General features: G+C 62.4%; 17 protein-coding genes. 10 read left to right on the top strand and 7 right to left on the bottom strand.

What is annotated here, in order from left to right; all coding sequences use genetic code 11:
• The 5 genes from GCT19_RS25890 (at position 1) to GCT19_RS25910 (ending at position 5026) form a co-directional block, all read left to right on the top strand.
• Positions 1 to 1212, top strand: coding sequence for an acyl-CoA dehydrogenase family protein (locus tag GCT19_RS25890; protein ID WP_152853532.1), 1212 nt, complete (start codon positions 1 to 3; stop codon positions 1210 to 1212).
• A complete protein-coding gene (locus GCT19_RS25895) occupies positions 1209 to 1649 on the top strand; it encodes an acyl-CoA thioesterase (protein ID WP_152853533.1) in 441 nt (146 codons plus the stop codon). Before GCT19_RS25890 ends, GCT19_RS25895 begins: the two co-directional genes overlap by 4 nt.
• Entirely contained in the window at positions 1649 to 2044 is a 396-nt protein-coding gene (locus GCT19_RS25900) for a RidA family protein (protein WP_152853534.1), read from the top strand. The genes GCT19_RS25895 and GCT19_RS25900 overlap by 1 nt, the downstream gene beginning before the upstream one ends.
• A gap of 84 nt (positions 2045 to 2128) precedes the next feature.
• Complete coding sequence (locus GCT19_RS25905) at positions 2129 to 3769, top strand: AMP-binding protein (RefSeq protein WP_152853535.1); 1641 nt, start codon at positions 2129 to 2131, stop codon at positions 3767 to 3769.
• A 33-nt stretch (positions 3770 to 3802) separates the two neighbouring features.
• Entirely contained in the window at positions 3803 to 5026 is a 1224-nt protein-coding gene (locus GCT19_RS25910; protein ID WP_152853536.1) for a dienelactone hydrolase family protein, read from the top strand.
• An 89-nt stretch (positions 5027 to 5115) separates the two neighbouring features.
• Here GCT19_RS25910 and GCT19_RS25915 read toward each other — a convergent pair whose 3' ends face one another.
• Together GCT19_RS25915 and GCT19_RS43550 are read right to left on the bottom strand one after the other, a co-directional pair.
• On the bottom strand, positions 5116 to 5448 hold the full coding sequence (locus GCT19_RS25915) for a hypothetical protein (protein WP_152853537.1): 333 nt from the start codon (positions 5446 to 5448) through the stop codon (positions 5116 to 5118).
• A 41-nt stretch (positions 5449 to 5489) separates the two neighbouring features.
• Positions 5490 to 5663, bottom strand: a complete 174-nt coding sequence (locus GCT19_RS43550; protein ID WP_221309551.1) for a DUF6402 family protein — start codon at positions 5661 to 5663, stop codon at positions 5490 to 5492.
• On the opposite strand from GCT19_RS43550, the gene GCT19_RS25920 reads away from it, so the two are divergent.
• The 3 genes from GCT19_RS25920 (at position 5646) to GCT19_RS25930 (ending at position 8822) form a co-directional block, all read left to right on the top strand.
• A complete protein-coding gene (locus GCT19_RS25920) occupies positions 5646 to 6320 on the top strand; it encodes a glutathione S-transferase (RefSeq protein WP_152853538.1) in 675 nt (224 codons plus the stop codon). The genes GCT19_RS43550 and GCT19_RS25920 overlap by 18 nt on opposite strands.
• A gap of 129 nt (positions 6321 to 6449) precedes the next feature.
• A complete protein-coding gene (locus GCT19_RS25925; RefSeq protein ID WP_152853539.1) occupies positions 6450 to 7943 on the top strand; it encodes a DHA2 family efflux MFS transporter permease subunit in 1494 nt (497 codons plus the stop codon).
• Positions 7944 to 7988: 45 nt separating this feature from the next.
• Positions 7989 to 8822: an AraC family transcriptional regulator gene (locus GCT19_RS25930; RefSeq protein ID WP_152853540.1), complete on the top strand. Its 834-nt coding sequence runs from the start codon at positions 7989 to 7991 to the stop codon at positions 8820 to 8822.
• Between the two features lie 44 nt (positions 8823 to 8866).
• Here GCT19_RS25930 and GCT19_RS25935 read toward each other — a convergent pair whose 3' ends face one another.
• Both GCT19_RS25935 and GCT19_RS25940 read right to left on the bottom strand, forming a co-directional pair.
• Positions 8867 to 10228: an MFS transporter gene (locus tag GCT19_RS25935; protein ID WP_013092728.1), complete on the bottom strand. Its 1362-nt coding sequence runs from the start codon at positions 10226 to 10228 to the stop codon at positions 8867 to 8869.
• A gap of 380 nt (positions 10229 to 10608) precedes the next feature.
• Positions 10609 to 11481 carry an AraC family transcriptional regulator gene (locus GCT19_RS25940; RefSeq protein WP_152853541.1) on the bottom strand — a complete coding sequence of 291 codons (873 nt, stop codon included), beginning with the start codon at positions 11479 to 11481 and terminating at the stop codon, positions 10609 to 10611.
• A 151-nt stretch (positions 11482 to 11632) separates the two neighbouring features.
• Here GCT19_RS25940 and GCT19_RS25945 point away from each other — a divergent pair, with 151 nt between their 5' ends.
• Complete coding sequence (locus GCT19_RS25945) at positions 11633 to 12016, top strand: hypothetical protein (protein ID WP_018438295.1); 384 nt, start codon at positions 11633 to 11635, stop codon at positions 12014 to 12016.
• A 6-nt stretch (positions 12017 to 12022) separates the two neighbouring features.
• On the opposite strand, the gene GCT19_RS25950 is transcribed toward GCT19_RS25945, so the two are convergent.
• Positions 12023 to 12304, bottom strand: a complete 282-nt coding sequence (locus GCT19_RS25950; protein WP_084598462.1) for a His/Gly/Thr/Pro-type tRNA ligase C-terminal domain-containing protein — start codon at positions 12302 to 12304, stop codon at positions 12023 to 12025.
• A gap of 254 nt (positions 12305 to 12558) precedes the next feature.
• Between GCT19_RS25950 and GCT19_RS25955 the strand changes: the two genes are divergently transcribed.
• A complete protein-coding gene (locus GCT19_RS25955) occupies positions 12559 to 13056 on the top strand; it encodes a GNAT family N-acetyltransferase (protein WP_013092731.1) in 498 nt (165 codons plus the stop codon).
• Between the two features lie 6 nt (positions 13057 to 13062).
• Here GCT19_RS25955 and GCT19_RS25960 read toward each other — a convergent pair whose 3' ends face one another.
• Positions 13063 to 13644 (bottom strand): flavin reductase family protein, encoded by a 582-nt coding sequence (locus GCT19_RS25960; RefSeq protein ID WP_018438297.1) that lies wholly within the window; start codon positions 13642 to 13644, stop codon positions 13063 to 13065.
• A gap of 190 nt (positions 13645 to 13834) precedes the next feature.
• Entirely contained in the window at positions 13835 to 14167 is a 333-nt protein-coding gene (locus tag GCT19_RS25965; RefSeq protein ID WP_026229237.1) for a hypothetical protein, read from the bottom strand.
• Between the last annotated feature and the right edge of the window lie 190 nt (positions 14168 to 14357).

A 14357-nucleotide genomic window follows, 5' to 3' on the forward strand; every position in this document is an offset into this window, starting at 1 on the left:
TTGAGCGCCGATCATCACAACACGTCGATCGATTTGCACAGTCCGCTCGCGTGGCCGTTTTTCGAGCCGCGTCATCGCGAACTCGCGGCCGGCATCGACGCGTGGTGCCGCGCGAATCTCAAGCATCAAGAACATGGCGACCCCGATGCGATCTGCCGCCTGCTGGTGCGTGAACTCGGCGAGGCCGGCTGGCTGAAATACGGCGTCGGTGGTATCGCTTATGGCGGCCACGGCGACACGATCGACACGCGCGCGGTGTGCCTGCTGCGCGAAACGCTCGCGCGCTATTCGGGCCTCGCCGACTTCGCACTGGCAATGCAAGGCCTCGGCTCGGGCGCGATCTCGCTCGCGGGCACGCATGAGCAGAAATCGCGCTATCTGCCGCGCGTTGCGAGCGGCACGGCGATCGCCGCGTTCGCGCTGTCGGAGCCGCAAGCAGGCTCGGACGTCGCGGCGATGGCGCTGGCGGCTCGCGAAGAAGGCGACCACTACGTGCTCGACGGCGAAAAGACGTGGATATCCAATGGCGGCATCGCGGACTTCTATGTGGTGTTCGCGCGCACCGGCGAGGCACCAGGCGCGCGCGGCATCAGCGCGTTCATCGTGGATGCAGAAACGCCGGGCCTCGACATCGCCGAGCGCATTGACGTGATCGCGCCGCATCCGCTCGCGCGTCTGCGCTTCACGAACGCGCGCGTGCCGAAGAGCCGGATGCTCGGCGTGCCCGGCGAAGGCTTCAAGATCGCAATGCGCACGCTCGACATTTTCCGCACGTCGGTGGCGGCCGCATCGCTCGGCTTTGCGCGTCATGCGATGGCCGAAGGTCTCGCGCGCGCGGCGTCGCGCAAGATGTTCGGCCAGACGCTCGGCGACTTCCAGTTGACGCAGGCGAAGCTCGCGCAGATGGCGCTGACTATCGACAGCAGCGCGCTGCTCGTCTATCGCGCCGCGTGGCTGCGCGACCAGGGCGAAAGCGTCACACGTGAAGCCGCGATGGCGAAGTGGCACGCGAGCGAAGGCGCGCAGCAGGTGATCGACGCAGCCGTGCAGCTTTATGGCGGCATGGGCGTGCAAAGCGGCAGCGCGGTCGAGATGCTGTACCGCGAGATCCGCGCGCTGCGTATCTACGAAGGCGCGACCGAGGTGCAGCAGCTGATCGTCGGCCGAGATCTGTTGAAGGCGCATGCCGCCGCGAACGGAAACGCACAATGAGCACATCGTTCGAGCGGCCCGTACGCGTCCGCTTCTCGCACTGCGATCCCGCGGGCATCGTGTATTTTCCGCAGTACCTCGTGATGACCAATGTGCTCGTCGAAGACTGGTTCAACGAGGGCCTGCGCATCGACTACGCGCACATGATCGCGCGGCGCCGCATCGGCCTGCCGATCGTCAAACTCGACTGCGAGTTCTCGCGGCCGAGCCAGATGGGCGAAACGATCCTGCTCACGCTCGAAGTCCGCACCATCGGCCGCAGTTCTGTCGGCATCGAGATTCACGGGCATTGCAACGGCGAAACGCGATTCCGCTCGAAACAGGTGCTCGTGTTCATGTCGTTCGACAGCGGCAAATCGATCGACATTCCCGTCGACATCGCGAGCGCGCTCGCGGCGTACGCGCCATCGCCCTCCTCCATCGAGGCTCATCGCTGATGAAAAAAGCTCTCCTTCCCGCCGGCTGGGTCAAACCGCGCGGCTATGCGAACGGCGTCGCGGCGAGCGGCACGCAGGTGTTCATCGCCGGCCAGATCGGCTGGGACGAACAGGCGCAGTTTCATTCCGACGACTTCGCGCAGCAGTCCGAGCAGGCACTGAAGAATCTGCTCGCCGTGCTGCGCGAAGCAGGCGGCAAGCCCGAACATCTGGTGCGCCTCACGTGGTACGTGACCGACAAGCGCGAGTACCTCGCGTCGCTGAAGGACATCGGCCGCGCGTTCCGCGAGCTGATCGGCGACTACGACATTGCGATGAGCGCGGTGCAGGTCGTCGCGCTGATGGAAGACCGCGCGAAGGTCGAGATCGAAGCCACCGCGGTGATTCCGCACTGAACGCCATACAGGTACCGAACGCACAGGCAAGCCCTTCACACCGAACGAAGCGCATTTTCCGGCTCAACGCCCCGGGAGACCATGATGGAACCGTCAGCACACGTCGATACCTTCGCGCGCGACAATCTTCCGCCGCAGGATCAATGGCCCATCTTTCTGCTCGACAATCCGGACGTCGCCTATCCGCCGCGACTGAACTGCGCGACCGAACTGCTGGAGCGGACCATCGAGGCGGGACATCGCGACCGGCCGGCGATCTGGTCCGACGTGGATGGCAAGCCTCAAGCGACCACGTACGGCGAACTGCTCTCGATGGTCAACCGCAGCGCGCATGTGCTCGTCGATGAAATGGGCTTACGGCCCGGCAACCGCGTGCTGCTGCGTGGACCGAACACGTTGCAGATGGCCGTCGCCACGCTCGCGGCGCTGAAGGCCGGGCTCGTCATCGTACCGACCATGCCGCTGCTGCGCGCGAAGGAGCTCAAGCAGATCATCGAGAAAGCGCAGGTCAGCGCCGCGCTTTGCGATGCGCGCCTGACCACGGAACTCGAGCGCTGTACGAATCCGCGCGACGAGTTCTACTGCGCGGTGCTGAAGCAGACGCGCCGCTTTCACGACGACTCCGCGGATTCACTCGAGACGCTCGCCGTCAACAAGCCCGAGCACTTCACCGCATGCGACACCGCCGCCGACGACGTCTGCCTGATCGCGTTCACGAGCGGCACGACCGGCGCGCCGAAAGGCTGCATGCATTTCCATCGCGACATGATCGCGATGTGCGATCTGTTCCCGCGTCATGTGCTGAAGCCATCAGCGAGCGACATCTTCTGCGGCACGCCACCGCTCGCGTTCACGTTCGGGCTGGGCGGCCTGCTGTGCTTTCCGCTGCGCGTCGGTGCGTCGACGGTGCTCGTCGAAAAGCTCACGCCGCAGACCTTGCTCGACGTAGTCGAACGTTTTCATGCGACCGTGATGTTCACCGCGCCGACGTTCTATCGGCAGATGGCGCCGCTCGTCGCGCAACATGACGTGTCGTCACTAAAGAAGACCGTGTCGGCCGGCGAGGCGCTGCCCGATTCGACGCGCAGTCTGTGGCGCGAGGCTACCGGCATCGACATGATCGACGGCATCGGCGGCACCGAGCTGATCCACATCTTCGTTTCGTCGCAAGGCGCGGAGATCCGGCCGCACGCGATCGGCCGCGCGGTGCCGGGCTACGTCGTGCAAGCCGTCGACGACGACATGCAACCCGTGCCGCCCGGCACGATCGGCAAGCTCGCGGTGCGCGGCCCGACCGGCTGCCGCTATCTGGCCGACGAACGACAACTGCGCTTCGTGCGCGACGGCTGGAACCTGCCGGGCGATTCGGTCTATCTGGACGCGGACGGCTACGTGTTCTATCAGGCGCGCGCCGACGACATGATCGTGTCGGCCGGCTACAACATCTCCGGTCCCGAAGTGGAAAGCGTGCTGATGCAGCACGAGGCGGTGGCCGAATGTGGCGTGATCGGCGTGCCCGACGAAACGCGCGGGCAGATCGTGCGGGCCTTCGTCGTGGTGAACCCCGGCTACACGGCCGACGATAAACTGGTCGCGCAACTGCAGGATTTCGTTAAGAATAACGTCGCGCCGTATAAATACCCCCGCGTCATCACGTTCGTCGGCACGCTGCCGCGCACCGAAACCGGCAAGCTCAAACGTTTCGAGTTGCGCATGATGACGTAACCCATACCAATCACGAGACTGGAGACAGACTGCATGGCCGGCTCTTTCATCGAAGTCGTCGCCCACGATGGCGGCCGTTTCAACGCTTACGTCGCGCGCCCCGCGCAGGGCTCGGGCCCGGGGCTCGTGCTGCTGCAGGAAATCTTCGGCGTCAATGACACGATGAAGGCGACCGCCGATCGCTACGCCGAAGAAGGCTACGTCGTGCTCGTGCCCGATCTGTTCTGGCGCATCAGGCCGGGCATTTCGCTTGGCTACGGCGACGCCGATATGAAAGAGGCACTCGGCTATCTGGGGCAGTTCGATGCGGATGTCGCCGTGAAAGACATCGCCGCCACGATCGCCACGTTGCGCGAACTGCCCGAGCAGGCCGGCAAGGTAGGCGTGGTGGGCTACTGCCTCGGCGGCAAGCTCGCGTTTCTGAGCGCGGCGCGCACCGACGTCGATTGCGCGGTCAGCTACTACGGCGTGGGGCTTGACGCGCATCTCGGCGAAGTATCGGCAATCAACTGCCCGATGGTGTTCCACTTCCCTGCGAACGACGCGCACTGCCCGCCCGAAACGCGCGAACGCATCGGCGCCGCACTGCGCACGCGGCCGCAGATCGAGCAATACGTGTACCCCGGCTGCGATCACGCGTTCGCCGCGCCGGAGCGCAAGCAGTACGACAAGCCGGCCGCGATGATGGCGTACTCGCGCACGCTGGCGCTGCTGCGCAAGGTGCTCGGTCCGGTCTACGATCTGAACGCGCTGTGGGAAGCGCATTGCTATCACGAGTTCGCGACCCGTGACGTCGACGCGGTGATGCCGACGATGGTCGCCGAGCCCTATGTCAATCACGTGCCGACGATGACAGGCGGTGTTGGGCATGACAATCTGAAGCGCTTTTACACGCATCATTTCGTCAACTCGAATCCGCCCGACACGAAGCTGATTCCGATTTCGCGCACGATCGGTTCGGATCGCGTCGTCGATGAATTCATTTTCAGCTGCACGCATAGCTGCGAGATCGACTGGCTGCTGCCGGGCGTCGCGCCGACTGGCAAGTACTTCGAGGTGCCGATGCTCGCCGTGGTGTGCTTCCGCGGTGACAAGCTTTATAACGAGCACATTTATTGGGATCAGGCATCGGTGCTCGTGCAGGTGGGACTGCTCGATCCGAAGGGCTTGCCGGTGGCGGGGATTGAGAGTGCGAGGAAGTTACTGGATGAGACGTTGCCGTCGAATGGGTTGATGGGGGGTAAGTCGAAGGTTTGAGGATGTGGTGCTGCCGTCGCTGAGTATCATCCGAATGACTCGCGCCGGCAGCGCGTATTAATGGCGGCATGCGAGGCTGAAAAAGCTCATCATCCCCGTAGTGAAAATCTGGCGATCATCCGGTCGTAGAATGACGGCGGCAGTTTTATGAACGACGCGTCGTCGCCGCCACGGGAGAATGAGACGCCTTCGCCGTCCAGCCAAATCAATTCAGGAACAGGTGTGCTGAAGGTTCTGCGCACCAGCAGTTTGCCTGACACGGCGTCATAAACCTGACCGCGATAGTCCGGGTCGTTGCCGCCTCGCCATTGGAGCAGACATCGCTCCGCAATGTAGCGGCCGTTTTTTGACGTGCTTTTGATGCATTCGCTCGCATTCTTGGTATCGGTGTGCGTCGCGACGAGAAGTACGACAAACATCATTGCAAGCACTACTGCGGCCGACCCGATCGATCGCCCGTGTTTCACAAATACACCTTGATCGGTGGGTCGATTCGAACAAACTTTCGATCTGAATAGATCACGAAGTCACCTCCTCGTTGGTGTTTTATTGCCCACTCTCTAAAGTCCTTATTGTGAACCGGGTAGTACACGTTGCCAACCATCATCACGCGCCACTCATGCTCACCGTCCATCATCTGAACAACTCCCGCTCGCAACGCGTGCTGTGGCTGCTCGAAGAACTCGGCGTACCGTACGGGATCAAGCGTTACGAGCGCGATCCAAAGACGATGCTCGCGCCGCCCGAACTGCGTGCGGTCCATCCGCTCGGCAAGTCGCCCGTCATTACCGACGCTGGCCTCAAGATCGCCGAGTCGGGCGCGATCATCGAGTATCTCGTCGACAGGTACGGCGCGGGGCGTTTCGCGCCGCCGCCCGGCACGCCGGAGCGCTTGCGCTACACGTACTGGCTGCACTACGCGGAAGGCTCGGCGATGCCGCCGCTACTGCTCAAGCTCATCGCGCGACGCATCGCCAATGCGTCGATGCCGTTCTTCGCCAAGCCGATCGCACGCAAGATCGCGGCGAGCTTGCAAGCGAACTTCGTCGATCCGCAATTGAAGCTGCATTTCGGCTATATCGACAACGAGCTCAGCGCGACCGGCTGGTTCGCCGGCAACGACTTCACCGCCGCCGACGTGCAAATGAGCTTCCCGCTCGAAGCCGCCACCGCGCGCGGCATCACTGCGGAGTTGCCCGCGATAAGCGCGTTTTTGCAGCGCATTCACGCGCGGCCCGCGTATCAGCGCGCGCTCGAACGCGGCGGCAAATACGAAATTCTCACTGGCGATTGAAGCGGAACCGCGCGCCGGTTCGCGCGGCGCCGCCGCCCAGGATTTCGTAGTTGGACGCGAAATGCGCGGGTGCTAGACTCGAAAGCCCATCGTCGGTGATCGACAGAATCCGCGTAAAGGGGCACCCGCATGACCCACTCCCTCCACGGCAAACAACGTTGGCTCGCACTGATCGTGCTCTGCCTCGGCGTGCTGATGATCGTGCTCGACACGACCATCGTGAACGTCGCGCTGCCGTCCATCGCCGCCGATCTCGGCTTTAGCGAAACTTCGCTCGTATGGGTCGTCAACGCCTACATGCTGACGTTCGGCGGCTGTCTGCTGCTGGGGGGACGGCTTGGCGATCTGTACGGACACCGCAAGCTGTTCCTGTCCGGCATTACGCTCTTCACGCTCGCTTCGCTCGCCTGCGGCCTCGCGAATTCGCAAGTGCTGCTGGTCGCCGCGCGCGCCGTCCAGGGCCTGGGTGGTGCGATCGTCTCGGCGGTCTCGTTGTCGCTGATCATGAATCTGTTCACCGAACCCGGCGAACGCGCGAAAGCGATGGGCGTGTATGGCTTCGTCTGCGCGGGCGGCGGCAGCATCGGCGTGTTGCTCGGCGGACTGCTCACCAATCTGCTGAGCTGGCACTGGATCTTCCTGGTCAATCTGCCGATCGGCATTGCGGTGTACGCGCTGTGCCTCGCGCTATTGCCCGCCGCGCGCGGCCACGCGCATGGCGAGCGGCTCGACGTGGCCGGTGCGCTCAGCGTGACCGCGTCGCTGATGCTGGCGGTCTATGCGATCGTCAACGGCAACGAAGCGGGCTGGACTTCGGCGCAGACGCTCGGCCTGCTGTGCGTCGCGCTCGCGCTGCTCGCCGTGTTCCTGGCAATCGAGGCGAGAGTCGAACATCCGTTGATGCCGCTCGGTCTGCTGCGTTTGCGCAATGTCGCGACCGCCAACGTGGTCGGCGTGTTGTGGGCAGCCGCGATGTTCGCGTGGTTCTTTATTTCGGCGCTTTATTTGCAGCGCGTGCTCGGCTATCGCCCGTTGCAGGTCGGGCTCGCGTTTCTGCCCGCGAACCTGATCATGGGACTCTTTTCGCTGGGACTGTCGGCGCGTGTGGTGCTGCGCTTCGGGCTGCGCCGGCCGCTCGCGGCGGGCCTGCTGATCGCGGCATGCGGGCTCGCGCTGTTCGCGCGTGCGCCCGTCGACGGCAGCTTCGTGCCCGACGTATTGCCCGGCATGTTGCTGCTCGGCTTTGGCGCGGGCATCGCGTTCAATCCGCTGCTGCTCGCCGCGATGAGCGACGTCGATCCCGCCGATTCGGGCCTCGCGTCGGGCATCGTCAACACGTCGTTCATGATGGGCGGGGCGCTCGGGCTCGCGGTGCTCGCGAGTCTTGCCGCGGCGCGTAGCGAGGCAATGCAGGCGTCGTCGAGCGCGGCGGCCGCGCTGAACAGCGGGTATCACGTCGCGTTTCTGTTTGGGGCGGTTTTTGCAGCGGCGGCCGGCGTGCTGGGTGGGCTGTTGCTGAGGCCGGGGCAAGCGGGTGGCGCTGCGGGCGCGCATAGTGACGTGGCGCAGTCGGCTCCGCCCTCCGCCGCGCCTGCAAAACCGCAAGCGCGATCAAATGCGTGAGTGCGCCGCTGACTATGCTGGCTTCATGCTGACATGAGAGCTGAGATGAACCCGGTCGGAAAAGCGCTCTGGTATATCGAAAGCCACTTCGCGGGCGAATTGACGCTCGACGACATCGCCCGCTGTGGCTGCGTATCGCGCTTTCACCTCGCCCGCGCGTTCGAAGCGGCCACCGGGATGCCGGTGATGCGCTATGTTCGCGCGCGGCGTTTGAGCGAGGCCGCACGGCGTCTCGCCGATGGTGCGCCCGACATTCTCGCGGTCGCCCTCGACGCCGGCTACGGCTCTCACGAAGCATTCACGCGCGCGTTTCGCGAACAGTTCGGGCTCACGCCTGATGCGTTGCGCGCGCGGGGTCATCTCGACAACCTGAGCATCGTGGAGCCGATCAAAATGGACGAAACCCTTCTGACTCATCTGGAGCCGCCGCGCTTCGAAGACGGCAAGCCGTTTCTCATCGCTGGACTGAGCGAGCGCTATACATGCGAGACCAGCAAAGCGATTCCATCCCAATGGCAGCGCTTTGGCGCCTGGTACGGCAGGGTGCCGGGACAAGTCGGCAAGGTGGCTTATGGCGTTGGCTATAACGCCGATGAACTGGGTAACTTCGACTATATGTGCGGCGTCGAAGTCAGCGATTTCTCCGCATTGCCGCCGGAGTTGAGTCGTGTGCGCATCGCCGCGCAACGCTACGCGGTATTCAGTCATCGCGAGCATATCTCGGCGATACGTCGCACGATGAATACGATCTGGAATCAGTGGTTGCCCGCATCAGGGCACGTGCCTGCCGATGCACCGCATTTCGAACGGTATGGCGAGCAATTCGATCCGGTGACGGGAATGGGTGGAGTCGAAGTCTGGTTGCCGCTGAAAAGCTGATGGTTGATTCGGCGGATGGCCGCTGCGGCCATCCGCCTGATCGATCACGTGGCATGTCCGTGGTCATGCAATGCATGCACGTCGTCGTATTCGCGCGAAATGTCCTTATTCGTGTAATCGCCCAGTCGCATAGCGGCGGCCACGCTAATCACCGCACACGCGAAGACATACCACGCCACCGCAAATCCAGAATGGAAGTAGGCATAAAGCGCGGTTGCAATCAACGGTGCCGGACCGCCAGCGATGACGGAAGCCAACTGGTATCCCATCGACGCGCCGCTGTAGCGCAAGCGCCCTGTGAACGATTCGGCGATCAACGCGGCTTGGGGACCATACATCATTGCGTGCGGCACCAGCGAAAGCACGATGGCCGCGAAGATCCATCCGGGGTTATGAGTTCCGACCATGAAGAAGTACAGGAAACCGAATAGCCCGACAGCAGCGGCACCGATCACATACATGCGTCGACGTCCGATCAGATCGGATACGTGACCAAACAGCGGAATCGTGAAGAATTCCAGCACCGACGCGGCCAGCACCGCCGTGAGTAACAGATCACGTGTGACGCCCAGACTCATCACACCATAGGTGAAGATAAAGGCCGTGAAAATATAGAAAGGCGCCTGTTCGGCCATACGCGCAAGAGCCGATAGAAGAATGTCTTTCGGCTGCCGGCGCAGCACTTCACGCATCGGCGCCTTTTCGATCCTGCGCTCAGCGAGGAGCTTCGCGAAGACCGGCGTCTCGAGAATACTCAAGCGGATATAAAGGCCGATCCCGACCAGCGCAATACTGAGGAAAAACGGCACCCGCCAGCCCCACGTGAGAAATGCGCTGCCGGAGATCTGACTGGTGGCCAGCACCACCAGATTCGCGACGAACAATCCCGCCGGTACGCCGAACTGCGGCCACGACGCGACGAAACCGCGATGCTTGTTGGTGCGCGCCCATTCCATCGACATCAGCACCGAACCGCCCCACTCGCCGCCAACGCCCACACCCTGAATGAAGCGCAGCGCCGTGAGCGCAATGGCCCCCCAGATGCCGATCGACGCGTAGGTCGGTACAAAGCCGACGGCGAATGTCGCGAGTCCCATCAGCAATAGCGTGACGATCAACGTTGCTTTACGTCCGATGCGATCGCCATAGTGACCGAAAATCGCCGCACCCACCGGCCGCGCGACAAAGCCGACGGCGTAAATCAGAAATGCCTGGAGTGTGCCGACGAGCGGGTCCGATTCAGGAAAAAACAGCTTCGCGAATACCAGACCAGTGACCGTGCTATACAGGAAGAAGTCGTACCATTCGATCGTGGTACCAATCGTGCTGGCGATGACAGCGCGGCGCAACTGGCGCCGTGCCTCCTCTTCGGAGAGGGGCATAGCCCCAGATTGCGTGGCAGCCATTTGATATCTCCCCAAAATGGACGGGTGACATCCTGAGTTGACACTGCGGATATTGGGTGGTTCCGGCGATCACGCGGGATGCCGAAAGCGGAGCCGCCTTTTGCGCTACTGTCTTGGCTGGGAGCCGGGATCGATAAAAACCCGTATCTGAATCACTATTCGCAAAGATTGGCGCTTTATTTCAAGGTACATTTCGCAATTGCATTTTTTCCCGAATGAACGATCCGGCAATCATCGCTTCAATGCAATTGATACCGATGTCAAAATGGATCGAAGCTCGAATGAACCGGGACTTCGGACCTGGGATTTCGCGGAGAATGGGAGCGACTCGTTTTGCACTGGCAGGCATTCCATATGCTCGTCGTCCCCATTCCCTCCAATCACACCAACGGAATGTAGATATCCGTCTGCCACTGATCCAGCGGCGTCTCAGGATAGACGCTCAGGTAGTGGAAAAATAGCGGTTGATCCCGCAACTCTTCCCCACTCGAAGGCAGCCAGTCGCGAAAGATTGGGTAGATCGTCTCGCCGATGTGATCGGTCGATCCCGTGTGCCGCACCACTGCGAATCGCCCTCCCGGCATCACGAGTTCGCGCACGCCATAGAGATTCGGCGCGACCGGCTCGTCGATCTCTCCGCAGATATCGAAGCGGAATTCCTCCGCTGGCACCGTGTCCGGATTGCCGCGCGGGATGCCGAAGGTCCTGCTCGACCCCACCGGCGATTGTCCGCTTTGAATACGCCAATCGATGAATTTGCGCGCACTCTCGTTGACAAGTCCAGGTGAACCACAATGCTCCAGCGCGGCAACCCGGGTTTCCGCAAAATCGACGATTTTCACTTGCATGGTCAGTTTCCTCGAAAGATAGGGAACAATAAAACTCGCACTCCAGAATTGCCATGTTGGATGCCGTCGAAACGCGCTCGGCGCCATGCCGAACGCACGCTTGAACGCGCGGCTGAAGGCTTCGGGACTGTCGAAACCAGCGTCGAGCGCGGCATCGAGAACCGAGCACGACGCCTGCGACGCGAGGCGGTGAGCCGCGCGGCGCAAGCGCATCAACTGCACGTAGCGTGCGACGGGCACGCCGACATACGCGACAAACTGTCGATGGAAATGGAACATCGAGAAGTTTGCGATACGGCTTAGCGCGTCGACCGACAGATCGCCTTCGAGGTTTGCGTCGATATAGGCGAGAACGGCTTCGAAGCGTTTAGCGTAAGCGGCGGTGGCGTCTGTGTGAGTTAGCATGGTCTGGAATCGTGCGAGTTCCGATATGGTCGCCGAGGTTGGACACATCTTACCTAGCCGGACTTGCTCTCTCGTCTATCGGCTCGCTGCCGAGCCTGCAGAATTTACGTAAACTTATTCACTCGCCCTCGCTTCGTGAGAATTTCCGCCGATGCCCTCTTCGATCAGCAATTCGCTCCTCTGGATCTTCGACGCGTTCGAACGCGATCCGACTTACCTGCGCCGGCGAATGTTTGGTAGCGATGCCGCGTATATCGACGGCCTATTGTGTCTGGTTGCCGCCGATCGCGATAAGCCGTGGAATGGGCTGCTCGTCTGTACATCGCAGGAACGCCATGCTGCTCTGATTTCCGATCTGCCCGCGCTGCGGCCTCACCCGGTACTCGGAAAGTGGCTCTATGTGCCGCAGGAGGACCCTGCGTTTGAAGACACTGTCGAGCAGTTGACGGCACTCGTATTGGCGCGAGACCCGCGAGTAGGAGTGGAGCCTAAGCCGAAAAAGCGGCGCGGAAAGTCGGTATTGCCGCACGGTTGAAGCGGGTCAGCCTCTCGCCGGCGAACCCGGCAAGGCTCCTTTGCCTTTCAGGTACGTCACTCCCTCCGCGAGACCAAACTCCCGCTGTGCGCCATCCCTCGACCATCGCACACTAACCGTCCTGTCCGCCGCCTCCCTCTTCCCGACGACAACGAGAAAAGGCACCCGCTTCTCCCTCGCATCGACGATCTTCTGTCGCGAATGGCGTGGTCTTCGGATGCAATCTCGACTACACGAAAGGCACGATGTACGCGCTCGATTCTTCCAACGGAAAAGTACTGTGATCATTCGATAGCGGCGGCGCGTGCAATGCCGGACCGGCCGTTGCGGACGGCGTGGTGTTCTGGGGCCCTGGCCCAACGAACGGCCCGGGGCCGCAAAAATTGTTCGCGTTCGGTCTGTAGGAAACGCCCGAGGCCTCGCCCTCTCGCGGCGGGGCCTTCGGCACTTTGCTACGATGTGAGTCTGTTCCGAAGCCGGCGCATTTGACGCGTACCGTCAGCCGGACCGGAATCACCACCGAACTCACCGAGCATCAGACCTTGACGATCCACATCCGCCCCGCCACCGCATCCGACGCTCCCCTGATCCTGCGCTTCATCACCGAACTCGCGATCTACGAGAAAGCCGAGCACGAAGTCGTCGCCGGCGTCAAAGACATCGAGAAGAGCCTGTTTTCCGAGGGCGTGCCCGCGAAAGCGCTGATCTGCGAAATGAATGGCGAGCCCGTCGGCTTTTGCGTGTACTTCTTTTCGTATTCGACGTGGCTCGGCAAGCAGGGGCTTTATCTGGAAGACCTATACGTGTCGCCTGCATCGCGTGGCAGCGGCGCAGGCAAACAGATGCTGCGCCATCTCGCGCAAATCGCCTGCGAAACGGGCTGCGGTCGCTTCGAATGGAGCGTGCTCGACTGGAACGAGCCGGCCATCGGCTTCTACAAATCGATCGGCGCGAATCCGCAAAGCGAATGGGTGCGTTACCGTCTCGCCGGCGACGCGCTCAAGGCATTCGCCGAAGGCGAAACCGAACCGAACACCTAAGCGCGGTCATTGCGCGGAGGCCGCGACGGGCGCCACCTCGAACGCATCGCCCGTCGCGAAGAAAGTGCCGCCTGCCACGTAATGGCATGTGCGCAGGTCGGGATCGTCACCGAAATGCCAGCGGTTGTGCGAATACACGCGGCTATCCGCATACGCGGCGACCACCTCGCCGATGATCAGATCGTGGCGCTGGCTGTCGTCCGGAATCACCTTGCATTCCATCCACGTAATGCAGCCGGCCAGCATCGGCACGTCGATTTTTTGCGCGCGGAAGGTCTCGAGATCGAACGCGGAGAACTTGTCGAGTTCGACGCCCGCGTGAGTGCCGACCGCGAGCGTTTGCGCGGCGAAACCGCGGCTCGGCAGTTGCAGCCCGAACACGCCGCTCGCTTCGATCAGGCTACGCGTCAACGTGCGGCTATCGACGACCACCACCACCTTCGGCGGATCGAAGTCGAGCGGCATCGCCCATGAGGCGGCCATCACGTTCGATCGACCTGCGTGCGCGCTAGTGATCAGCGTGACGGGTCCGTGATTGAGCAGTTGAGTCGCGCGCGACAATTCCACGGGTTCGCGGGTGGCGTTCATAGCATCGTGATGGCGTCGAAAGGATGACGCTGATTGTAGCGGGGCGGGAGAAATGCGGTGCGTGCAGTGCGGAGCCGCGGTGCGCGGCGAGGGGCGGGCGATTCGAACCACGCGGCGGGCGAATCGAGCTGCCGGGCGGCAGCAAGCGAGCCGCCGCCCGAGCAGACTTCAAGCGAATTTCAATGGACCCTCAATGCGGCGCCTTGCCGTTCGGCACCACATTGAGCGGCTTATGCTGCTCTTCGCCGAGTCCCGGGAAGAACGCGTTCCAGGCGGCGCGCACGCCCTGCGCCGCGGTGGCTTCGGCGCTGACCGACTCGGCCGCGCCGTCCGCGGCTTTCGACGGATCGGCGGACAGTCCGCGCCAATGCGTGAATACGAGCAACGGCTTTTCGGTCCACACGCCGTCGCCAAATTTCGCAAACGCCGTGTCCCCGCTCGCCAACTGCACCTCGTACCAGCCTTCGCGTACAGGCGTATGGATGGCCAGGTCAAACCACGGGGTCGGTTCGATTTCCTTCATATCGTCTCCGGTCGGATAAATCGTCATCGATAACCACAGTCAAGGCATTGTTCGTGCCCATCGCCGGCGCCACGTCCGCGGCACGGCGGGCCGGGCAACGGCGGCACATGCGGGCAGACCGGCATTTCGGAGCGAAGTCGCCGCGCATACGACACGATAGCGCGACATGGGCCGGGCGGACAAACGTAAA

The organism is Paraburkholderia atlantica (assembly GCF_009362785.1).
GTDB lineage: Bacteria > Pseudomonadota > Gammaproteobacteria > Burkholderiales > Burkholderiaceae > Paraburkholderia > Paraburkholderia atlantica.

Excerpts from the sequence above, each read along its gene's own strand:
- GCT19_RS25900 (WP_152853534.1), top strand. The coding sequence starts at position 1,649 with ATGAAAAAAGCTCTCCTTCCCGCCGGCTGGGTCAAACCGCGCGGCTAT.
- GCT19_RS25940 (WP_152853541.1), bottom strand. The coding sequence starts at position 11,481 with ATGCTAACTCACACAGACGCCACCGCCGCTTACGCTAAACGCTTCGAA.
- GCT19_RS25950 (WP_084598462.1), bottom strand. The coding sequence starts at position 12,304 with ATGATCACAGTACTTTTCCGTTGGAAGAATCGAGCGCGTACATCGTGC.
- GCT19_RS43550 (WP_221309551.1), bottom strand. The coding sequence starts at position 5,663 with ATGATGGACGGTGAGCATGAGTGGCGCGTGATGATGGTTGGCAACGTG.
- GCT19_RS25965 (WP_026229237.1), bottom strand. The coding sequence starts at position 14,167 with ATGAAGGAAATCGAACCGACCCCGTGGTTTGACCTGGCCATCCATACG.
- GCT19_RS25925 (WP_152853539.1), top strand. The coding sequence starts at position 6,450 with ATGACCCACTCCCTCCACGGCAAACAACGTTGGCTCGCACTGATCGTG.
- GCT19_RS25910 (WP_152853536.1), top strand. The coding sequence starts at position 3,803 with ATGGCCGGCTCTTTCATCGAAGTCGTCGCCCACGATGGCGGCCGTTTC.
- GCT19_RS25920 (WP_152853538.1), top strand. The coding sequence starts at position 5,646 with ATGCTCACCGTCCATCATCTGAACAACTCCCGCTCGCAACGCGTGCTG.
- GCT19_RS25935 (WP_013092728.1), bottom strand. The coding sequence starts at position 10,228 with ATGGCTGCCACGCAATCTGGGGCTATGCCCCTCTCCGAAGAGGAGGCA.
- GCT19_RS25895 (WP_152853533.1), top strand. The coding sequence starts at position 1,209 with ATGAGCACATCGTTCGAGCGGCCCGTACGCGTCCGCTTCTCGCACTGC.
- GCT19_RS25960 (WP_018438297.1), bottom strand. The coding sequence starts at position 13,644 with ATGAACGCCACCCGCGAACCCGTGGAATTGTCGCGCGCGACTCAACTG.
- GCT19_RS25930 (WP_152853540.1), top strand. The coding sequence starts at position 7,989 with ATGAACCCGGTCGGAAAAGCGCTCTGGTATATCGAAAGCCACTTCGCG.
- GCT19_RS25915 (WP_152853537.1), bottom strand. The coding sequence starts at position 5,448 with ATGATGTTTGTCGTACTTCTCGTCGCGACGCACACCGATACCAAGAAT.
- GCT19_RS25945 (WP_018438295.1), top strand. The coding sequence starts at position 11,633 with ATGCCCTCTTCGATCAGCAATTCGCTCCTCTGGATCTTCGACGCGTTC.
- GCT19_RS25905 (WP_152853535.1), top strand. The coding sequence starts at position 2,129 with ATGGAACCGTCAGCACACGTCGATACCTTCGCGCGCGACAATCTTCCG.